Genomic DNA, 18,777 nt, shown 5'->3' with positions numbered 1-18,777 from the left:
TTTGTATATATTTAAGGCTAGGAGAATATTATGTTTAAGAAAGTATGCCTAGCCGGCCTTGCTGCCTTTGCGTTCTCTTTTGCCCAGGAAGAGACGGAAACCTATATTCGCAATATTTGCGATACGTTGTCCAATTCGGCGACTCCGAAGGTGGAACTCAAGCTGAAACGCGTTGAGGAAACCCTTTGGTATGGTTCCCGTGATTTGAAGAAGACTGATTCCGTTAAGGTGAATCTGCATGAAGATTATGGTTCTATCACGCCGATTATGCAGAAAATCAGTCTTAGAATTCCCTATTCTATCAATGCAGGCTGCGTAACTAGCAATTATAATCTTTTCAAGTATGGGGAATGGGACCAGAATGGTAAAAAATGGACTCTGAACGATGAAAATGACGATTACGGCTCATGGATTATAGATGTCAACCTCTATAATATTCCCGGCTTTGATTCAACCAATTCCTATAATGTCCTGGTGGTAAAAAAAGGTGGCGTTTCCGATGAGTTGTCGTTCTCGGCAGAAGACTTGATGGTGTCTAGAACCTTTGAGTTCGCTTTTGATTCATGGCAGGCCATTGCTTTGGCTAGAGTGAAAAAAAGCGATGGGGGCGCTACGCTCTATTCTGGCTCGGCATTCAGGCTTGATTCTGCGGAAGCCGTTGCTGCCGCGCTTGCTTCTTTAAATAAAAGGACGGAAATTCCAGATACACTTTCTAAAATACAGGTTCAGGTTTTACGCTCGGTCTTGACTGACCCGAATAAAAAAGCGGTGAACAGTTCTTCTTCTGTGGCGGAGTCGTCTTCGTCCGAGGCGAAGTCGTCTAGCAGTGTGGTGTCGAGTTCCTCTGTTGAATCCAGTTCCTCTGTGGAGCCGGCATCTTCGGAATCGTCGACAGCGATTGGCCGCTTGCAGGCAACTCCGCGTGCATTCGGTACGGCTCGCGCGATCCGCAGGCTCGACGGTTCCGTGGTTAAGTCGGGCGAACTGCTTGCGCCTGGCGTTTACTACGTGAAGGGCTTGGATGGCCGCTGGAAAAAGCAAGTTGAATTGCCGTAAGATTTTGATCGCGTAAAATTCTTTTACGGCGAGTTCCCGGCTGCGTTTGCCGGGAACTTGTCTTTTTTTTGTATATTTACGGCATGATGCGTTTGATTAAAATTCTTGCGATTACCTTTTTGTTCTGTGGTTCAATGGCACTAGCCGAAGAACCTGCCGTAGCTTCTCAGGCATCGACTGCAGAAACCGAATTGAAACAGGAACTTGCAGTGCGCGACAGCGTGATGCAGGTGCAGGGAGATGCCTGTACGCTTGAAAAAGATTCCTTGCGTTCTGTCATCGAATCGGAAAAAGCCAAAAGCGAAAATTGGGAAAAGAGCTACAATACCGTCAAGAAAGATAATGAAACTTGTGCCCAAATGCTTGTCACCTCGATTGGCATGAATGAAAAGAAGCAAGAAAAGGAGCAGGAGGATCGTAGGTCCGCTGCCATGGCGGCTTCGTCTTCGTTCTTGGGCGGTGTCGGTATCGGCCTGCTGATCATGTGGCTGATCATGAAATAATTGGATTTGTGTTGAGGAGTGAATGAATAAGATTCTTTTGAGTGCAAGCCTGCTTTTGTGCGCAGGCTTTTGTTTTGCTAAAAATGCAGTGCCCGCCGGACCGTTCCAGTGGGGGCATACGCTTAAACCGCTTTCGACGACTAAAATGTCTACGGCAGAAATTTCGGCTTATATGCCTGCCAAGAAAAAACTGTTTGTCGTAGGTGATGCTAATGTCGTCGAAGTGGTGGACTTGAGCAATCCGAGCGAAGCCAAAAAGATTTCTGAAGTACAGATTCCGGGTAATGCCTCTAGCGTGACGGTTCATGGAGACTTGGTCGCGGTCAGTATGCTTGAAGTCGAAGAATGGCGCAATGGCCAGGTACAGGTGATGCGTTACACGGACAATCTCGAAGTGCTTGGATTGTATACGGTCTGCAGCCAGCCGGACATGATCAAGTTTACGCCCGATGGCAAGAACTTGCTGGTGGCCTGCGAAGGCTCGCCGAGTACGGATTTTGCGGTAGACCCTGATGGCGGTATTGGATTCTTGACAGTTGCTAAGGCGGACGCCGAATCGTGGAAAACTGCGGAATTTGCTGTGGCCGGATTTGATCATCTCGACACGAATAGACTTAAGAATGCTGGCGTACGTGCTCCCGGAAATCAGGGCTTTTTGAAATCACTGGAACCGGAATACATTACGGTTTCTGACGATTCCAAACTGGCGTGGGTGAGCCTGCAAGAAAATAACGCCATGGCGATCATCGATGTGCCGGCCAAGAAAATCAAGAAGGTTTTCCCGTTGGGTTTTGTAGACCATTCCAGAAATGGTTTTGCAATTGATGCCGTGAGCGACGGAAAGATTGATATCAAGAATTATTACCCGCTGCGTGGACTTCGCCAGCCTGATGGCATTGCCGCTTTTACGGCAGGCGACAGACACTTTGTGCTGACGGCAAACGAAGGTGCTCCTGTAAATGATTACAAGGCATGGACCGATGTAACGAGCGTGCAGGAACTTGTGGCACAGGGCCGTTTGGATGAAACCGTGTTTACAGAAAAGATAACGACAGACTTGAAGGATCTTTCTGTCAGCGCGCTGGAGCGTTGCGATGAGGGTAAGTACCGCACCCATAACGGCAAGTGTCCTTACGCCTATACGTTCGGTTCTCGCTCCGTGAGCATTTTTGACGGCGAAACGGGAAAACTGCTCTGGGATTCCGGAGAAATGTTTGAACGTGTTTTGGCAAAAATTGCGCCGGAATACTTTAACTGGAATTCCAAGAAAGGCAAGGCGAAGATGGACAAGCGCAGCTCGGATAAGGGTTGCGAACCCGAGAATGTGACTGTGGGTGAGGTCGATAGACGTCGCTACGCTTTTGTAGGCTTGGAACGTACGAGCGGTGTAGCGGTGTTCGATATTACGGACCCGGAAGCACCTAAGCTGGTGGATTACTATTTGGATCCGCTAGACCGCGGCCCCGAAGGCATTCTCTTCATTCCTGCTGAAAATAGCCCGATGAAAGGCCAAGCATTACTTGTCGTCGGCTATGAATACAGCAAGACCCTGACGATTTATACGGTGAAATAATTCGGAATTCAGAGTTCAGAATTCAGAGTTGAAAATAATTCCGAAATCCGAATTCCTAATTCTGAATTACCTGCTCGGGCCAGGGATGCTTGGGGTAGCGACCGCGCAGCTCCTTGCGGACTTCGGCATAAGTGTTTTGCCAGAATCCTGTCAAGTCCCATGTCTTTTGAATCGTGCGGAAGTTCGGTGCTAGAATGTCGTACCGGACTTTTAATTTGCCGTCGGCGATTCTGTGCTCGCCGCGGAGCTGCATCAAGTCTTCGATGCGGGCCGAAATTTCGACGAGGACGCCTTCGATGCTTTGCACGGATTTTCCGTCGTCACTGACAGCGACTTCTTGATAGCTGTAGCGGGCGCGTTTGCCGTTGGGGAGCACGTAGTGGTCGGGGAATGTCTTGCCTAGCCATTGCAGCATGGACTTGCCAAAGTAATCTTCGACAATGTTCCTATAACGGTCTTCGTTTATGTCGCGGAGCAGGAACTTGCCGTCTGCGAATTCATCGAAGATGAGTTCCATGTCTTCTTCGTTGAATTCGGGAAGGCCGTATTCCGGATAGAGCTTGGCTGCAAGACGCATTTTGATGAGCTGCGTTTGCACGGCTTCGGTCAGGAACTTGCCGCTCCAGTTTTCTTTCTCGATTTTTTCGCGCCAGGCATCAACGGTAAGCTTCTTGAGTTCTTCAAGAACTTTAGGCGAAGCTTCTTGTGTGAGGATTTCTTTGCGGGAAAGTTCGGTAGTGGAGCCGTCGGCGTTTTCGGATTCGCTGATTTCGACACCGATGAATCTTTCTTGACCGCTGCGCCACAAGAGTTCGTAGCGGGTCTTGGCACTTTCGCCGCCGAGAAGTTCCTTGGCGATAGGTGCGTATAAATTAACTTTAAGTTCCGATTTGCTACCGCCGCCGGTACGGAGCATGCTGAGGGCGAGAATCGCATAAGGCGGTTCTGCAACTTGCAGGCGAATCACGTTCTGGTTGGCGAGCTTATAGGCGTTGCCGCTCGGAGTAGCAAGCCTGTCCGGGAAAGCCTTAAGAAGGCTATGCGCTATGAGGTCTGAGGTCGGTGCTTCGCACCTTTGGGGTGTGGGGCTTGCAATTTTGTCTCGGTAGTCGCGCAATTGTCGGAGCGTAAAGCTGACTTCGCGGGGAATGTCGCGGCTTTTAGATAACGTGTCGCTTGCGAGAGTCAGAATGTCGTAGGCGACTTTGGACTTCTGCAAAAATTCGGTGCCGGAGTGAATCCAGGCGAGCGCGGCGAGGAGCAAGTCGGGAAGGTCTTCTTTGTTTTTTGCCGATGCAAGGAGCAGCGCAAGCGGAATGCTGGAAACGGGCGTGCGGATTGCCTTGAGGCCAAGTTCGGTGATGGCGCTGTCCTGAAGCATCCCGAAATTTTCAAGGAGTGCTGTCGCCGTCTTTTCGCGTGCTTCCGGAATCGCCGTCGGAAGTACTATGCCATCTGTCATCCCGGACTTGATCCGGGATCTCCTCTCCTCGCCGAGATCCTCTAACGCCGCTTTCTGCAGAATCAATTCCGAGGGTTCGATTTGCAAGACTTCGGGCACGATTCCTTGAGGCATGCGCTTTTCGCTTTCTTCGCTCCAGAGGCGAATGGCGCAACCGTTTTGTGTGCGGCCGCTACGGCCGCTGCGCTGGATTGCATTCTGCATCGAAATGGGAAGCGTGCGCAGGACGTTCACCTTTTCGCTGTCGTCGTAGATGCTTACACGTTCGATGCCGCTATCGACAACGCCCGTGACGTTTGGAACGGTGATGGATGTTTCGGCGATGTTTGTCGTGAAAATCACGCGCGGGCGTTCGGTGACTTCGAAGATGCGGTCTTGCGTTTCGCGGTCTTGGCCACCGTAGAGTTCCAGGAATTCGGCGCAGTTGTTGCCGAGTGCTTCGGCGGCGGCGGTGTGGCAGCGGGCGATTTCGGCTTTGCCCGGTAAGAATACCAGCGTGGTCTGCCAGATGTTGTTGCGGTAAAGTGTACGGAGCGCCCGCACCACTTCGGCGTCAAGTCCAACGCCCGAAACAAGCGAACTCCCCGTGGTAGGTGTCTGGTTGATAATTTGCACGGGGTAGAGCGGGTGACCGAGACTCAGACACTTGACGCCGAGAACCGTTTCGAGTTCGGAACGGTTCAACGCCGCCGACATTACCGCAATTCTCGGCCCCTCTCGTCTCTCGTCTGTAGCGAGCTTGCGAGCGTTCTCTCGTCTGAAATACGCGAACAACAAGTCCATGTCAGCTTTGCGTTCGTGGTATTCGTCGAACACGATCCAGTCGGCGTCCAGCTTGCCGTGCAAGAGCTCTTGCAGAAAGTTACCGTAGGTCTGAAAGAGAATGCGCGTGTCTGCGCTTTTGCAGCTGTCTTGCCTGAACTGGTAGCCGACGGTCTTGCCGCAGGGCTCTCCGTGGAGTTTTGCCGAGAACTGCGCGAGTGCGAGCGCCGCAATGCGGCGGGGCTGCAGTACGACGACGCGGCCTTTGCAATGCTTGCTTAAAAAGTAGGGGATGAATAGCGACTTGCCCGAGCCGGTCGGTGCTTCGATCAATAAATTGCGAGAAGCCGCTATCGCGGCTTCCAGTTTGCCTTCTTCTTCGGCGAGCGCTAAGTCTTTGTAATTCATATTGAGGCGTGAGGTCGCTCCCCTAATGGGTCGCGCTTTGCGCCGTGCTCGCTACTACCTTGGGAACTTGAGCTTTTCGCCGGTGGCAACGTCGTTGTAAGGCTTCTTGCCTTCGTGGAACTTCTGGTTAATCACCAAATTGTCGATACGGCGGCGCAGGCCCTGTTCGGTCTTGCAGAAGAAGTAAGCGACCTTGTTGGTGCCGGGCACCAGGAACATGGCGAGCTTGTACTTCTGGGACACGGCGCGGCGGAAGAACTTGAGGTCTTCTTTCTTGGGCACCACGAGGTGAGAACCTTCCTTGACTTCGCAAATCATGTCGGCATCGGCCAGCAAGGCGCGGGACTTCTGCTTGAGGGCGGCAAAGTTGGGCTCGGTGTTCTTCTTGATGGTTTCAAGGCTGAATGCACCACCGCCTTCCTTGAGAGCCTTGCGGACACCGCGGAATGCAAACACGCCGAGCACGATCAGGACAAGGGCAACAATGAATGGCCAATAGTTGGCGAGAAAATCTAACATAAAAACCTCGGGATTCTGTTTTACGCTCGCAAATATAGAAAAGTAGGCAGTAGACAGTAGACAGTAGACAGTGAAAAATAAGTGCTTGTTAAGGGAGATTTCTATATTTTCAAAAAGTGAAAGAATATGTGAAAATAGTTTGCCTTGCTTTTGGAATAGCTGCTGTTGCAGCTTTTGCTGGCGTGGATTCGTCTGTCGGTTGTCCTGAAGGCACGGTCATTTCGTCTATTCAGTACGAAGGACTGGAGCATACCAAGAAACGCGTGGTGGATCGCGAACTGTTGAATAAGGCGGGGGAGACGTTCTCTGCCGAAAAGTTTGAACTTGAAAAGCGCCGCCTGCAAGACCTGGACTTGTTTACGAGTGTCTCGGCTAGGTGTGATGGCGGAACTCTGACATACTCGTTCGTGGAAATCTTCCGCTGGATTCCGGCCCCGGCAGGTAAAACGACTGACCGCGACGGCTTGATGCTTGGCGTTGCGCTTGCGAACCTGAATGTGCTTGGCGAAGATATCCGTGCCGAGGTCCAGTACCGTACGGCCCTGGATCCGCTTTTCGACAAGAATGAATATGCGGTTTATGTCAGTTCGCCTTATTTGTTCGGGCTCCCGCTCGGCTGGAATTTTGAATTCCTCGTGACCGACAGTTACGACGATATTCACGATTTTGAAGAAAAGAGCATCTTGGTGGATCTTGATTTGGACTACAAGATTTTACCGCACCTTTCGCTTTTGTGGACTGCGGCTGGCCGCGACTTGCAAGATGCCGCCTTCTTGCCGGAACTGGGGATGGGATTTGCCTTTGATTACCGCGACTCTAAGTTGGATACCCGCAAGGGAGTTTACTTTGAATACATGCTTACTCACGTAGGCGAAGGCGACGATAGCGATTCCAATTGCCTTGTTGAGGAAGGTTCTAGCTGCAAGGGGATGGGGGGCGAAAACTTCTGGGAGCTCCTGACGGATGCCCGAGCCTATTATACCGTCAGTCGCTTTGTGACGGGAGCGACGGCGCTTGTGCGTTACCGCCCGGGCGATGTCGAATTCTATGATTATTTTTCGCATGGTGGCGTGAATACCTACCGGGGTCGTTATGCCGATGGCGAACGCCTGGGCGTGCATGAGGCTTTGCTCAACTTGGAAGAACGCTTTATCTTGCTAGACCGTCAGCCGGCGAGTATCGCGGGCGTGAATTTCTTCTATGGTCTGCAACTGGTGGCTGGCTTTGATGGAAGCCTGTTGTGGGATTCTGGCCGTCCTGGTTGGGAAAATTACGAAGGAGCCGTTTACGGCGGCGTTCATCTAGTGGTGCCCGCCGTGGACCGCCTGCGCTTTGAAGTGGGATACAGCCCCGACAGGGGGGAACCCAAGTTCTTCTTTGGCATGATTGAAAAGGTTTCGACATCTCGCTGGCGTAGTAGATGACCATTTCCGACGCAAATAAAGTAAACAACCCTTTACAAATTTCTAATAAATACTAAATTAGGACTCATATTTATAATAAAAAGATAATATGGGCTCAAAGTGGGCCTTTTGGAGTATAAATGGCAATTAATTATCTGGATCTCCCGATTGGTCGCAAGTACCCGTTTGAAGTGGACTGCGTCGTGGAAATCGGTAAAGACACCAATCTCAAGTACGAATATGATGAACGCCTGCACGTGTTCCGCCTGGACCGTTGCTTGCTCAGTTCCATGAGCTATCCCTGTACTTATGGCTTTATCCCGAGTACCAAGGCTGACGATGGCGATGCTATCGATATGCTGATTTATAGCCCGGCTTCGATGATGACGGGGACGGTTTGCACCTGCCGCGTGATTGGTGCGCTTGACATGACCGACGGCGGTCGCAAGGACTATAAGGTCTTGGGCGTGCCCGTGTTCAATCCGCGCCCGATCAAGGACATTACCGACGTGGACCAGATGTTCCTGCGCATTACGCGTAACTTCTTCCAGAACTACAAGGAACTGGAAGGCAAGGACGTTCAGATTGGCGAATGGCAGAATGCCGCCTTTGCCCGCGAAAAGGTGATTGCCGCACACAAGGCCTACTTCCAGATGCAGGTTCAGGTGCCTGAAACTTGCTACCAGGAACCGGAAAGTGTCGACCACTTGCCGCCAGACGAACTGATTTAATTTTTATCAATTAAAAGCATCTTACTTTCACCGGCAATGCGTCGGTGATTTTTGTTTTGACGCTTTCCAGGAATTCCTTGGGCAAGGGTTCTATGCCCTTTAGCAAGGTGTCGCGGATAACCGTGTACAGCTGGATTTCAACAAGGTGGTCCGGATTTGCGGAATGAATAGCTGCCAGGTTTTCGATGTAGCGCTTGATTTCCTGGTCACTCGGAATTTCGCCTTGCAAGTCGCAGAGCATGGTCTGGATGCAAATCGGATAAATCTTGATCGTCTTAGTTAGGTTGTCTAAAATCTTGGATAAATGCAGGGGAGAGCGGTTCATTTTCTTGAACCATTCTTCGGTGCCGGCGTCAAGCTTTGCCCAGATTTCGCCTTCACTTGCCAGCAGGTGAGAAAGCCCAAGTTCTACCGCAGGGCTTTCGAGATGGCTAGCGTTTGTTATGAGACGCAACTTAAAAGCACCTAGCTTTGGCGTGTATTCCTCTTGAATTTTGCGCATACGCTGGCAAATTTCCGGGAATTCCTTGACGATTGTGGATTCGCCGTCGCCCGAAAGGCAAATGTCCTTGAGTTGCTTGTTCTGCTCGGGTACGTTTTCGAAAGCCTTGCACTTGAAAAATTCGCCGGATTCGTAGTAGTTGAGAAAATTGCGCAGTTCGCGTTCCACGGCATCGATGTCGACGGGAATGCGTTTGTGGCCCTCTTGCGGACCGCTCTGGCAGTAGGCGCAAGAAAAAGAACAGTGGTGGTCGGGGTTTAAGTTGACGCCCAAAGAAAGACCGCCTGCACGACGGCTAATCACCGGGTACACCCAGGTGTTGTTTTCCCATTCGCGGGGGTGGTTGCTCCACGCTGCAATTAATGCCTTTTCCTGTTCATTCATGCGTCCAAATATAGCAATAAGCGTTATAAACTAGAACTATAACTGGCAATGCTAAATGTGAGATTCTCTCATTCCACATCACACATTACACATCACACATTTTTACTACATTTCACGTATGCAGTTTGTTTTGAAGTCCGCTTTGATTTCGCTTGTGCTTGTCGGGGTTGTTTTGGCCGACGGCATCAAACCTGACGCTTTAGCTAAAGATGGTGCCGTCACGCGTGACCGTCACCTTACCGAAATCCGCGATATTATGCGCGGTGGGCGAGGCGGCTATATCGACTTTGGATTTTATTACACGCCGAGCCGTGAGCAGTTGCCCTTGGAAAGTCTGTATGGCGAACATGACGGCTTTGCTTTCAATCATCATTTTGCGGCCTTTGGTGCAGGCGAAGTGGCTAAAAACCGCCACATGGGCGCGCTCCTCTGGTTTGACCGTTCCGGCTGGGATGGCGAAGACTTCTTCCTTTTCCCGCAGTATAACGATTTCGGCCTGCAACGCTCGGTTGTTACCTGGGGCTTGACCTTTACAGATGCCCGTATGAATTGGACACTTGCAGCCGGTATGCAGCACCAGAATCTGGAACATCGCGGCAAACTTTACCCCGACGAAAGCGACTCCCTGGCTTACAGCTGGGCTCATTTGCGCTTTAGCAAGTTGAGCGCCCAGGCGAATTTCTACCGCACCGATTGGCGTCTGTTCCGTGTTTCGCTTGACTTGGAAAGCCGCGCCATTTACGGCGGCAGAAAATCCGGCCTGCTTACGTACTTGCCGAACGTGTCGCTTTCCATGTACAATACCGACGACGAAAACGATATCGATTCCATGCGCATTAATTGGGAACAGAATCTATACGACCAACGCCTTTATGCCGAAGTCGCGATAGACTTGAACGACACTTGGTTCCATAGTGCCTCCCTCAAGTTTTACCCGGATCCCTCCCGCATGATCGGGTTTGAAGCGACATGCTTGAACCGTGTCAGACATAAACAGCTTTCCGATGATTTCGTTGAAGAAGAAAGCGACTTGTTGTGGGGTGGTGCAATCGACTTGCTGTTTGCCCGCTTTGCCTACAATGCCGCCTACGATTACGAAAACTTCTTTGGCGCCAAGGGCACGTTCCTTGTTGAATTCAAGTTCAACCTCGCCACGATTGACGGCTGGTTGTTCAACCGCGGTGCTGCACGTAGCGCTCCGATGCAAACGGATGTCGTTAAGCAATTCGATAAGAAGGCCGGCTCCAACGAAATCACCCCGATTGGCTCTGCTAAGGGGGCTCCCAAGACTATCGAAGCCAAGGGAATCCGCTACGAAAAGGTCGGCTCTGAAGGAGGCAATTAATGAAGGGTGCTATGAAAAAGATTTCGGTGCTTGCGGTATTGATTGCCTGCTGCATTACGCTTTCGGGCTGCCTTACGCACTGGTTCCTGGATTCGACCACTCGACTCCAGATCGAAAACAAATCGTCTAAGACGGTTGTCGAAGTCGATATTCTTGCCGAAGACGGTTCTTACAGGGCATGGATTCAAGATACTCTCCGCACAGGCGAAAAGAGCCGCGTGTACGAAGAAGACTGGGTCGGAACGTTCACCTTGCGTATCAGGACTTTGGGCGCCGATTTCGACATTCAGAACTTGTCGTTTGACGGCGGAAGTGAATATATGGTTCTTTCGGATGACGAAGACGGTTCTCTACACTACGAATTCAAGTAGATCTTAAGCGACTCTGCTGTCGCAGACTTTTTCGAATTCATTTACAGTCATGGGCTTGGCAAAGAAGTAACCTTGGAAAAGGTTGCAGCCCATTTGGCTCAGCATGTTATACTGGTCTTCGGTTTCTACGCCTTCGGTAAGGGAAGAAAGTCCGAGATCTCCAGAAAGCTTTAACACGTTGCGCAAGATAATTTCTGCCTTTTGACTGTTCTTGGAACTGCTCAGGAACTTCATGTCGATTTTCAGGACGTCAAGCGGCATGTCCTTGAGCTGGTTCAGCGAGGAATAGCCGCTGCCAAAATCATCCATCTCGACGATAAATCCCGATTCGCGGAATCGGTTTAGAATAGCCATGCGGTTCTCGACTTCGGTCATCATCACGGTTTCGGTAATTTCAATGCGCAGGCGGGATGGTTCAATCTTGAATTCTTTAATCAAGGCGTTTATTTCGGCAAAGACATCCATGAACAAGAAGTCCTTCGGCGAAATATTGATGGAAATAAACAGGTTCGATTTTTTTCCGGTCCATGTCGAAAGGATTTCGCAGGCGCTTCGCCAAATGTACTTGTCCAGGTCGGCAATCATGCCGTTTCTTTCGAAGGTGGGAATGAATGTTTCGGGTTGCAGAAAACCTTCCTTGGGGTGATCCCAGCGGATGAGCGCTTCTGCCCCGATAATTTTACCGTCGCAGTCTACGATGGGCTGTAAATAGGGGTGCACTTGTTTTTCTTCGATGGCTTTTTCGATTTGTGCTGAAATCATCTGGTCCCACATCACCTGGTCACGCATTTTGTCGTCGTAAAAGGCGATATGCTTGTTGTATTCGTTCTTGACAGAGGCGAGGGCGAGCTGTGCGCGGTCGAACATGATCGATACGTCAATGTCGCGCTCGGTAATTTTGTAGATACCCATGTGCATTAGAATGCGATGCTCGATGGATCCGTTGGAAATGACGTATCGAGTGAATCGGCGTTCAAGGTGCTGAAGGTTTGCGTCTCCGGCCGGCAGGCAAATGCCGAAGTCGTCGCCGCCGAGGCGCCCGAACACCCATTCTTTGGTGGAATTTTCGCGAAGCCAGGAGGCTACCTTTAGCAAAACGCAGTCGCCCATGTCGCTGCCGAAAATGTCGTTCACAATCTTGAAATCCTTGATGTCGAAGTATGCAATCCAGTAGTTGACATCGGGGTGCTTGGCGATGCTGTCCCTGATTTTTTCGAAAAGGGCTTCCTTGGTGTACAAGCCGGTCAATTTGTCATGGGTGACATTGTAGATTTCACGCTGACGTTTGATAACCTTTTCTTTTGCGATGGAAGCTTCTTTCTGGAGCTTTTCAATGCGTAAAATTGCTATGATGATTAAGGCGGCTGCCGTAAGGTCTAGCATTAAATAGTTTCCAACGAAAAGTTGCAAAACCAGTAGCCCGACAGCCAAAAAAAGAAACGCAAACGATAAAATCTTACTCATAGATGTTTTTTACTTTGTTCTATGAGAAGAATATAGACTAATAAAGTAAATTCGTTTGTTATAATTTTCTGTTCTAAAGATTATTTAATTTGTTTTTAATTCAATTGGAGCGTTTTTTGTCCAATTGCTGGGTGCCTAGAAGTTTTTCATAATCTGTAACAGACATGGGCTTTGCAAAGTAATAACCCTGGAACAGATTACAACCCATTTCGTTCAATTTCTTGTATTGATCTTCGGTCTCTACGCCTTCGGTAAGCGAGAAAAGTCCTAAGTCGTTGGAAAGCCTGAGTATATTGCGCAGAATGGTTTCTGCCTTGTTGTTGTCCTGGGCCTTGCTCAAGAACTTCATGTCGATTTTCAGGACGTCGAGCGGCATGTCCTTGAGCTGGTTCAGCGAAGAGTAACCGCTTCCGAAATCGTCCATTTCTACGATGAATCCGGAATCGCGGAACTTGCTCAAGATGGCCATACGGCTTTCGGCGTCGGCCATCATCACGGTTTCGGTGATTTCGATTCGTAGGCGCGCGGGGTCAATCCCAAATTCGTCTACCAGGTTCTTGATTTCTGCGTAGACATCCATGAAGTAGAAGTCTTTGGGCGAAATGTTGACCGAAATGAAAAGTTTTTCTTTTTCGCCTGTCCATGAGGAGAGAATTTCGCAGGCGCAGCGCCAAATGTATTTGTCCACGTCGGCAATCATGCCGTTCTTTTCGAATATGGGAATGAACGTGAACGGCGGGAGGAATCCTTCCTTGGGATGAATCCAGCGCACCAAGGCTTCGGCTCCGATAATAACGCCCTCGTTGTCTACGATAGGCTGTAGGTAGGGGACAATCTGACGCTGCTTAATCGCATCGCTGAGTTCTGCCGATATCTTTTGGCCCCAAAGCACCTGGTCACGCATTTTGTCGTCGTATATGGCGATGTGCGTGTTGTATTCGTTCTTGATGCTTGTCTGGGCGAGGTGCGCTCGGTCGAACATGATCGACACGTCGATACTCGGGTCGTTTACACAGAAAATGCCCACATGCATTAGGATGTGCTGGTCGATAGTGCCGTTTGAAATGACGAATTTCGCAAGTTTGTCTTCGATTAAAGGCAAGCGGACTTGGTTTGTCGGAAAACAAATACCGAAGGCGTCTCCGCCAATACGTCCGTAAATCCAGTTGTCTCTGGCGTTTTCGCGAATCCAGTTTGCAACTCTTACAAGCACGTGGTCGCCTACATCTTTACCGAAGATATCGTTGACCATTTTGAAATCCTTGATGTCGAAGTAGGCTATAGAATAGTCGATATCTTTTTTGTTGTCAAGGTTGCTCCTGATGGCGTTGAACAGGTGCTCCTTGGTGAACAAACCTGTGAGCTTGTCATGGGTTGCCTCGTACATTTCTTTTTGCTGCCTGAGGATATCGGCAGTGTTGTCATGAATGGTTAGGAAAGATCCGATTTTTTTGTGCTTTTCGTCTGCGACAAGTTGCTTTTTAAGGATGAAATACCGTGTGTTCTTTTCGGAACCTACGGTTTGCCTGGACGACCAACTGTCCATGCCTTCGCCAAAGTCATCGAACATGGCCGCAAGCCTGTGCTGAACGCTTTCGTAGTTATCGCTACGGATAACGAGGAGCTTGCAGCCGTTGCTATTTGCCCAGATGCAACGATCGTTGGCATCAAAGAAGTAGATGGCTTCGGGCATTTGGGAGGCGATTTTGGCAAGCATTCGGTCCAGGAGCCTGTAGGGCCTAAAGAATAGCGAAAAATAGAAAATGAACATCCCGCAAACGGCCATGGCGATCATGGAACGGTCAATGGGTGTTCTCGAGAAGATGTAGTACGATTGCCATACCCCGGCCACGACCATGGTGAAGAAAATGACGTTGTACTTTTCGGCGTAAATGCGGGGAACGCGTATGGCCTTGATGCAGAATATGAAAAGCGATACGAAGAAAGCTAGATAGACTGCAATACGGTGGAAGAATTGCCCCATGTAAGGAATGAGCCTGTAGTAGGGGGATCCGTCTACCGTGATGGCTTCCATACCGAATGCTTGCCCTAGGAAGGGGTTAAAGAAATATTGGATGATGTCCAGGGTTAAAAGCGCATAGATGACATAGCATTTCTTTTTGTTTTTTCGCCAAGATATGCTGCAATAGGCCAAGGTAAAGTCAAACAGGCAGAACGCCATCAGGTCCATGCCTATGAAGTAGATATAACTACCGATGGTCGAAAGAAGCTGGTTGGTGGAAAGGACAATAAAGAGGTTTCCCATAATGGGAACGATGAACGAAAACAGGAGAAGGGATACGGCGTATCCGATCGACTTTTTCGATTTACGCGCAATTACTCCAAAAACCCCTAAAAGGATTATTAGCAAGACATAAATAATTGCAAACGTAAGTCTCATGGAAAATTCGTCCTTCTTTCATATAATATATCTATTAGTGAGGTAAATTTTCTTTTTTTACGAAAAACTTACTCCAATTTGGAATATATTGGGCCGAAAAGCATTTTTGGGGCTTTTTTGCCTGTTTTGCCCATTTGTACGGGAAAATCATTTTTATCTTTCGCCTTGAAGTGCAGATTACAAAACTAAAGATTTTTGGCTTTAAGTCCTTTGCGCAAAGGACCGAAATCAACTTCCCGACGAAGGGTCTCACCGCCGTGGTGGGTCCGAACGGGTGCGGTAAGTCGAACATTACCGACGCTATCCGCTGGGTTCTGGGTGAACAGAAGGCTGCATCCCTCCGTATGAGCAAGATGCAGGACGTGATTTTTAGCGGTACCGAAGAACGTGCCGCCATGAGCCTTGCCGAAGTTTCCATTGTCATCGATAACAGCGACGGCACCCTGAATTCTGAATATTCCGAAGTGATTGTGACCCGCCGCGTGCACCGAGACGGTTCGGGCGAATACTTGATTAACAACCAGGAATGCCGCCTGCGCGACGTGCATGCCTTGCTTTTTGACTCGGGCCTCGGTTCCAGCACCTATTCGCAGATGAACGCCGACATGATCAAGGCGGTTCTTTCTGACAAGGCCGACGACCGCCGCGTGCTGTTTGAAGAAGCCGCCGGCGTGAGTAAGTACAAGCAGCAGCGCAAGGAAACCCGCCGCCAGCTTGAACGCGTGCAGATGGACATGGAACGTGTCGAAGACAACCTGCGCAGCGTGCGCCGTTCCGTAAAGCTGTACGAAACCCAGGCCGAAAAGGTCAACGAATTTAAGCGCCTCAGCAAGCGCCTGCGCGAACTGGACCTCTCGGTCAGTATCGACAAGTTTGAAGACATGAAAGAGGGGCTTGCTACCCTCGATACCGCGACCCGCCGTCTGAACCACGATGTGGAAAATTCGAAGACGAATGCGACGGTGTTGCAGGCAAAGATTGACGAAAAGAAGCTGTTGATTGCCGAAGACGAAAACGCCTACCGTGACTTGGAACGCGAGGTGCAGAAGGCGACCATCGAGCTCAACGACTTGAATAACAGCATGGGCCGCATTCGCGATACGATTTCGAACTTGGAAGCCGCGAACGAAAAGTCCCAGGAAGAAATTGACCGCAACACGGGCAAGGTGCAGGAGCTCCTTTCTGAACGCGCCCGTTTGGAAGAAGAAAATGCGGTGCTCAGTTCCGACAGCGACGTAGACGAGATGAACGCGCTGCTGGATCGCGAACGCGAAATTTTACAGGTCATGCGCGACAAAGTGGATGACCTGCGTACCCAGTCAAGGGAACTTGCGAACGAACGCCTGCAGAAGACGAACCAGGTGAACTCCCTCAAGAGCCGTTTCGAGCGTATGGATGCCGAATCGGGGCTTTTGCAGGCGAACCTCGCCAAGTGGCGTAGCGAAATGGAACAGGTGCAGTCGCAGAAGGCGAGCGCCGAATCGGCCCTGGCCGATATTAACGCTGGTCTTGAAGCCGCCGATGCCGACCTGGAACGCCTCACGGAACAGCGCTCGACGCGCGAAGAGCGACTCGATGCCGAACGCGCCGACTTGCTCGAAGCCCAGAAGAAACTGCAGGAACTGAAGAACGAGGTGGCAAGGCTCACCTCTAGAATTGATGTTTTACAGAGCGTTGCCAACGAGGGCACCGACGCTAGCCGCTGGCTCATGGAGCATAAGGCGGACCTGGTGGGCGGGCTCCTGTCGGAACGTATCGAAGCCGCTCCCGAATATGCCACCCAGGTGGAGGCCGCCCTCGGTGACTTGATGGATGCCGTGGTCGTTGCTAGCGACGATGCCGCGATTGCCGCGGTGGACGCCATGAAGGGCGAAAACGTAGGCAAGGCGGTGCTCGCGCTGGTGGGTGCCGGTGCAGAACCCTATTCCGGCACGCTCCAGGGCGATGGCGTAGTGGGTTGCCTTAAGGATTATGTGACTGCCGACGAACAGATTGCAGGCTGGCTCAAGGCGCTGCTTTCCCGTTACTTTGTCGTAGATTCGCTCTTGACGGCGGTGCGCCTTGCGCGAGCCATGCGCGGCGAAGACCTTTGCTTTGTGGCTCCAGAAGGCATCGTGCGTACGAGCGGCCTGATGAGCAGCGGTACGGCGACTTCCGGAACGCTCAGCCGCAAGAACGAAATTGCCGAAGCGAATAGCCTGTTGGAAGGCGTGAACCTCGAAGTGGCCCAAGCCGAAGAAGAAATTGGCCGCTTGCAGGATTTGGTCGACGAAGACACGCAGATGCTTGCCTCGTTGGTCGACGAAATCCGCGAAAAAGAAGATATGAAGCGCGGCGGAAATGCCGGCATTTCGATCCAGAATAACATTATCGCCGGTTGTGACCGCAGACTTGCGCAGTTGCAGGGCGAAATGCAGAACGCCGAATCCAAGATTCAGGCGGCAGAAGCCTCTAAGAACAGCGACCAGGAACTCATGGACGCCCAGGCTGCGCTCGAAAAGATCGAAGAAGAATATTCCCGCGTGAATGACGAACTTTCGGAACAGGATCCCCTGTTCCGTGAAAAGGAAGAAGACGTTCGCGAACTGGAGCGCAGCGCTCAGGACAAGACGGCAAAGCTCACGCAGAATACGAACCGCCTGAATTACATCGCCGAACAGGTGGAATTCCTGGAAAACGCGATTCAGGGCCGTAAGGCAGAAATTGAAAAGAACCAGGCCGCCATCCAGAAGAACGAGGAAGACGGCAGGGGAGTCGCCGACCAGGTGCAGAGCAAGGATTCAGCCTTGCGCGAACTGGAAAATCAGCGTGACCTGGCCCGCGAAAAGTACGAACTTGTATCGGGCGACCTCGAAGAATGGCGCAGCGAAGTCAACCGCCTCCGCGACGACATGATCGAGAAGATGAAGGAATTGAACGACGTGGGCCGCAGGCAGGAAGCCTTGCAGGCAAACCTCGACCGCCTCACCGAACGCATCACCAACGAATACAGCGTGGACCTTGCGAACCCCGAAGACGTGGAACGCGTTGAGTATTCGCAGCCCGAAGCCGACCGTGAAATTCGCGAACTCCGCGGAAAGATCAAGGAACTGGGCCCCATCAACGTGAACGTGATGGAAGACTACGAAGACGAAAAGAAGCGTCTTCTGGAAGTCGAAGCGCAGTTCGACGACTTGGATCGCGCACGCGCCTCGCTCGACCGCACCATCACCAAGCTCGACGATATTGCCCGCAGCCGTTACCTCGATACGTTTGCGCGTATTCAGAAGAACTTCCAGTTCGTGTTCAGCAAGCTGTTCCTGAACGGCGAAACCAAGATGAGCCTTGTCGAGAAGGTAGACGAAATGGGCAAGCCCATGGATATCCTCGATGCCGACATCGAAATCAACGTGCGCCCCACGGGTAAGAAGATGCGCGGTATCAAGGCGCTTTCCGGTGGTGAACACGCCCTGACTGCAACGGCCTTGCTGTTTGCCATTTACATGGAAAAGCCGTCGCCGTACTGCGTGCTGGACGAAGTCGACGGTCCGCTTGATGACGCTAACGTGGGCCGCTTCATGGCGCTGCTCCGCGAATTCAGCAAGCAAACCTTGTTCATTGTGGTGACGCATAACAAGCGTACCATGGCCGAAGCCGATATGCTCTACGGTGTGACGCAGGAAATCAAGGGTATTTCTCGCATCGCGAGCGTGCAGCTCGCCGACGCAACCAAGTTTGCGATATAAGACCGTTCGGCTCTACATCATTCGCAAGAATGTGATATCGCCTCACTCTCGCAACCGCCCTCGGTTAACACCCGAGGGCTTTGTTGCTCACGAAAGACCGCTCGGTTCGTCCGAACTTTTCTCTTATAAAAAACATCCCCGCATTTGCGGGGATGTTTTCATGTTCTA

General features: G+C 50.9%; 13 protein-coding genes. 8 read left to right on the top strand and 5 right to left on the bottom strand.

Translation table 11 applies throughout. The features are described 5' to 3' along the window. The first annotated feature begins 30 nt into the window (after window positions 1–30). From B7988_RS03900 to B7988_RS03890, 3 genes are all read left to right on the top strand, one after another. The gene (locus B7988_RS03900) at window positions 31–1,056 is read left to right on the top strand and encodes a hypothetical protein (RefSeq protein ID WP_088656898.1); all 1,026 of its coding nucleotides are present in this window, start codon (window positions 31–33) and stop codon (window positions 1,054–1,056) included. A 134-nt stretch (window positions 1,057–1,190) separates the two neighbouring features. Further along, a complete protein-coding gene (locus tag B7988_RS03895; protein WP_088656897.1) occupies window positions 1,191–1,559 on the top strand; it encodes a hypothetical protein in 369 nt (122 codons plus the stop codon). Between the two features lie 22 nt (window positions 1,560–1,581). Beyond that, complete coding sequence (locus tag B7988_RS03890; RefSeq protein WP_073322428.1) at window positions 1,582–3,132, top strand: choice-of-anchor I family protein; 1,551 nt, start codon at window positions 1,582–1,584, stop codon at window positions 3,130–3,132. Window positions 3,133–3,187: 55 nt separating this feature from the next. Here the strand turns inward: B7988_RS03890 and B7988_RS03885 are convergent, their stop codons facing one another. Both B7988_RS03885 and B7988_RS03880 read right to left on the bottom strand, forming a co-directional pair. Further along, a complete protein-coding gene (locus B7988_RS03885; RefSeq protein ID WP_088656896.1) occupies window positions 3,188–5,764 on the bottom strand; it encodes an ATP-dependent helicase C-terminal domain-containing protein in 2,577 nt (858 codons plus the stop codon). Window positions 5,765–5,818: 54 nt separating this feature from the next. After that, entirely contained in the window at window positions 5,819–6,283 is a 465-nt protein-coding gene (locus B7988_RS03880) for a hypothetical protein (RefSeq protein ID WP_072978211.1), read from the bottom strand. A 128-nt stretch (window positions 6,284–6,411) separates the two neighbouring features. On the opposite strand from B7988_RS03880, the gene B7988_RS03875 reads away from it, so the two are divergent. Together B7988_RS03875 and B7988_RS03870 are read left to right on the top strand one after the other, a co-directional pair. Further along, window positions 6,412–7,707: a POTRA domain-containing protein gene (locus tag B7988_RS03875; protein WP_249268832.1), complete on the top strand. Its 1,296-nt coding sequence runs from the start codon at window positions 6,412–6,414 to the stop codon at window positions 7,705–7,707. 119 nt (window positions 7,708–7,826) lie between these two features. Next, window positions 7,827–8,417: an inorganic diphosphatase gene (locus tag B7988_RS03870; protein ID WP_073054984.1), complete on the top strand. Its 591-nt coding sequence runs from the start codon at window positions 7,827–7,829 to the stop codon at window positions 8,415–8,417. A 10-nt stretch (window positions 8,418–8,427) separates the two neighbouring features. On the opposite strand, the gene B7988_RS03865 is transcribed toward B7988_RS03870, so the two are convergent. Beyond that, complete coding sequence (locus tag B7988_RS03865) at window positions 8,428–9,303, bottom strand: hypothetical protein (RefSeq protein WP_088656894.1); 876 nt, start codon at window positions 9,301–9,303, stop codon at window positions 8,428–8,430. 118 nt (window positions 9,304–9,421) lie between these two features. Here B7988_RS03865 and B7988_RS03860 point away from each other — a divergent pair, with 118 nt between their 5' ends. Then, window positions 9,422–10,648, top strand: a complete 1,227-nt coding sequence (locus tag B7988_RS03860) for a hypothetical protein (RefSeq protein ID WP_088656893.1) — start codon at window positions 9,422–9,424, stop codon at window positions 10,646–10,648. Between the two features lie 11 nt (window positions 10,649–10,659). Further along, window positions 10,660–11,019, top strand: a complete 360-nt coding sequence (locus B7988_RS03855; RefSeq protein WP_139261115.1) for a hypothetical protein — start codon at window positions 10,660–10,662, stop codon at window positions 11,017–11,019. A 3-nt stretch (window positions 11,020–11,022) separates the two neighbouring features. Here B7988_RS03855 and B7988_RS03850 read toward each other — a convergent pair whose 3' ends face one another. Both B7988_RS03850 and B7988_RS03845 read right to left on the bottom strand, forming a co-directional pair. After that, complete coding sequence (locus B7988_RS03850; protein ID WP_170930527.1) at window positions 11,023–12,402, bottom strand: bifunctional diguanylate cyclase/phosphodiesterase; 1,380 nt, start codon at window positions 12,400–12,402, stop codon at window positions 11,023–11,025. Window positions 12,403–12,583: 181 nt separating this feature from the next. Then, complete coding sequence (locus tag B7988_RS03845) at window positions 12,584–14,884, bottom strand: GGDEF and EAL domain-containing protein (protein ID WP_088656891.1); 2,301 nt, start codon at window positions 14,882–14,884, stop codon at window positions 12,584–12,586. A gap of 170 nt (window positions 14,885–15,054) precedes the next feature. Here B7988_RS03845 and smc point away from each other — a divergent pair, with 170 nt between their 5' ends. Next, window positions 15,055–18,609 carry a chromosome segregation protein SMC gene (gene smc / locus B7988_RS03840; RefSeq protein ID WP_088656985.1) on the top strand — a complete coding sequence of 1,185 codons (3,555 nt, stop codon included), beginning with the start codon at window positions 15,055–15,057 and terminating at the stop codon, window positions 18,607–18,609. Window positions 18,610–18,777 lie beyond the last annotated feature (168 nt).

Origin of the sequence: Fibrobacter sp. UWB1, from assembly GCF_002210325.1 — a bacterium.
GTDB lineage: Bacteria > Fibrobacterota > Fibrobacteria > Fibrobacterales > Fibrobacteraceae > Fibrobacter.
Note: the sequence above shows the minus strand (reverse complement) of the source record. Positions and strands in the feature narration are given on the sequence as shown.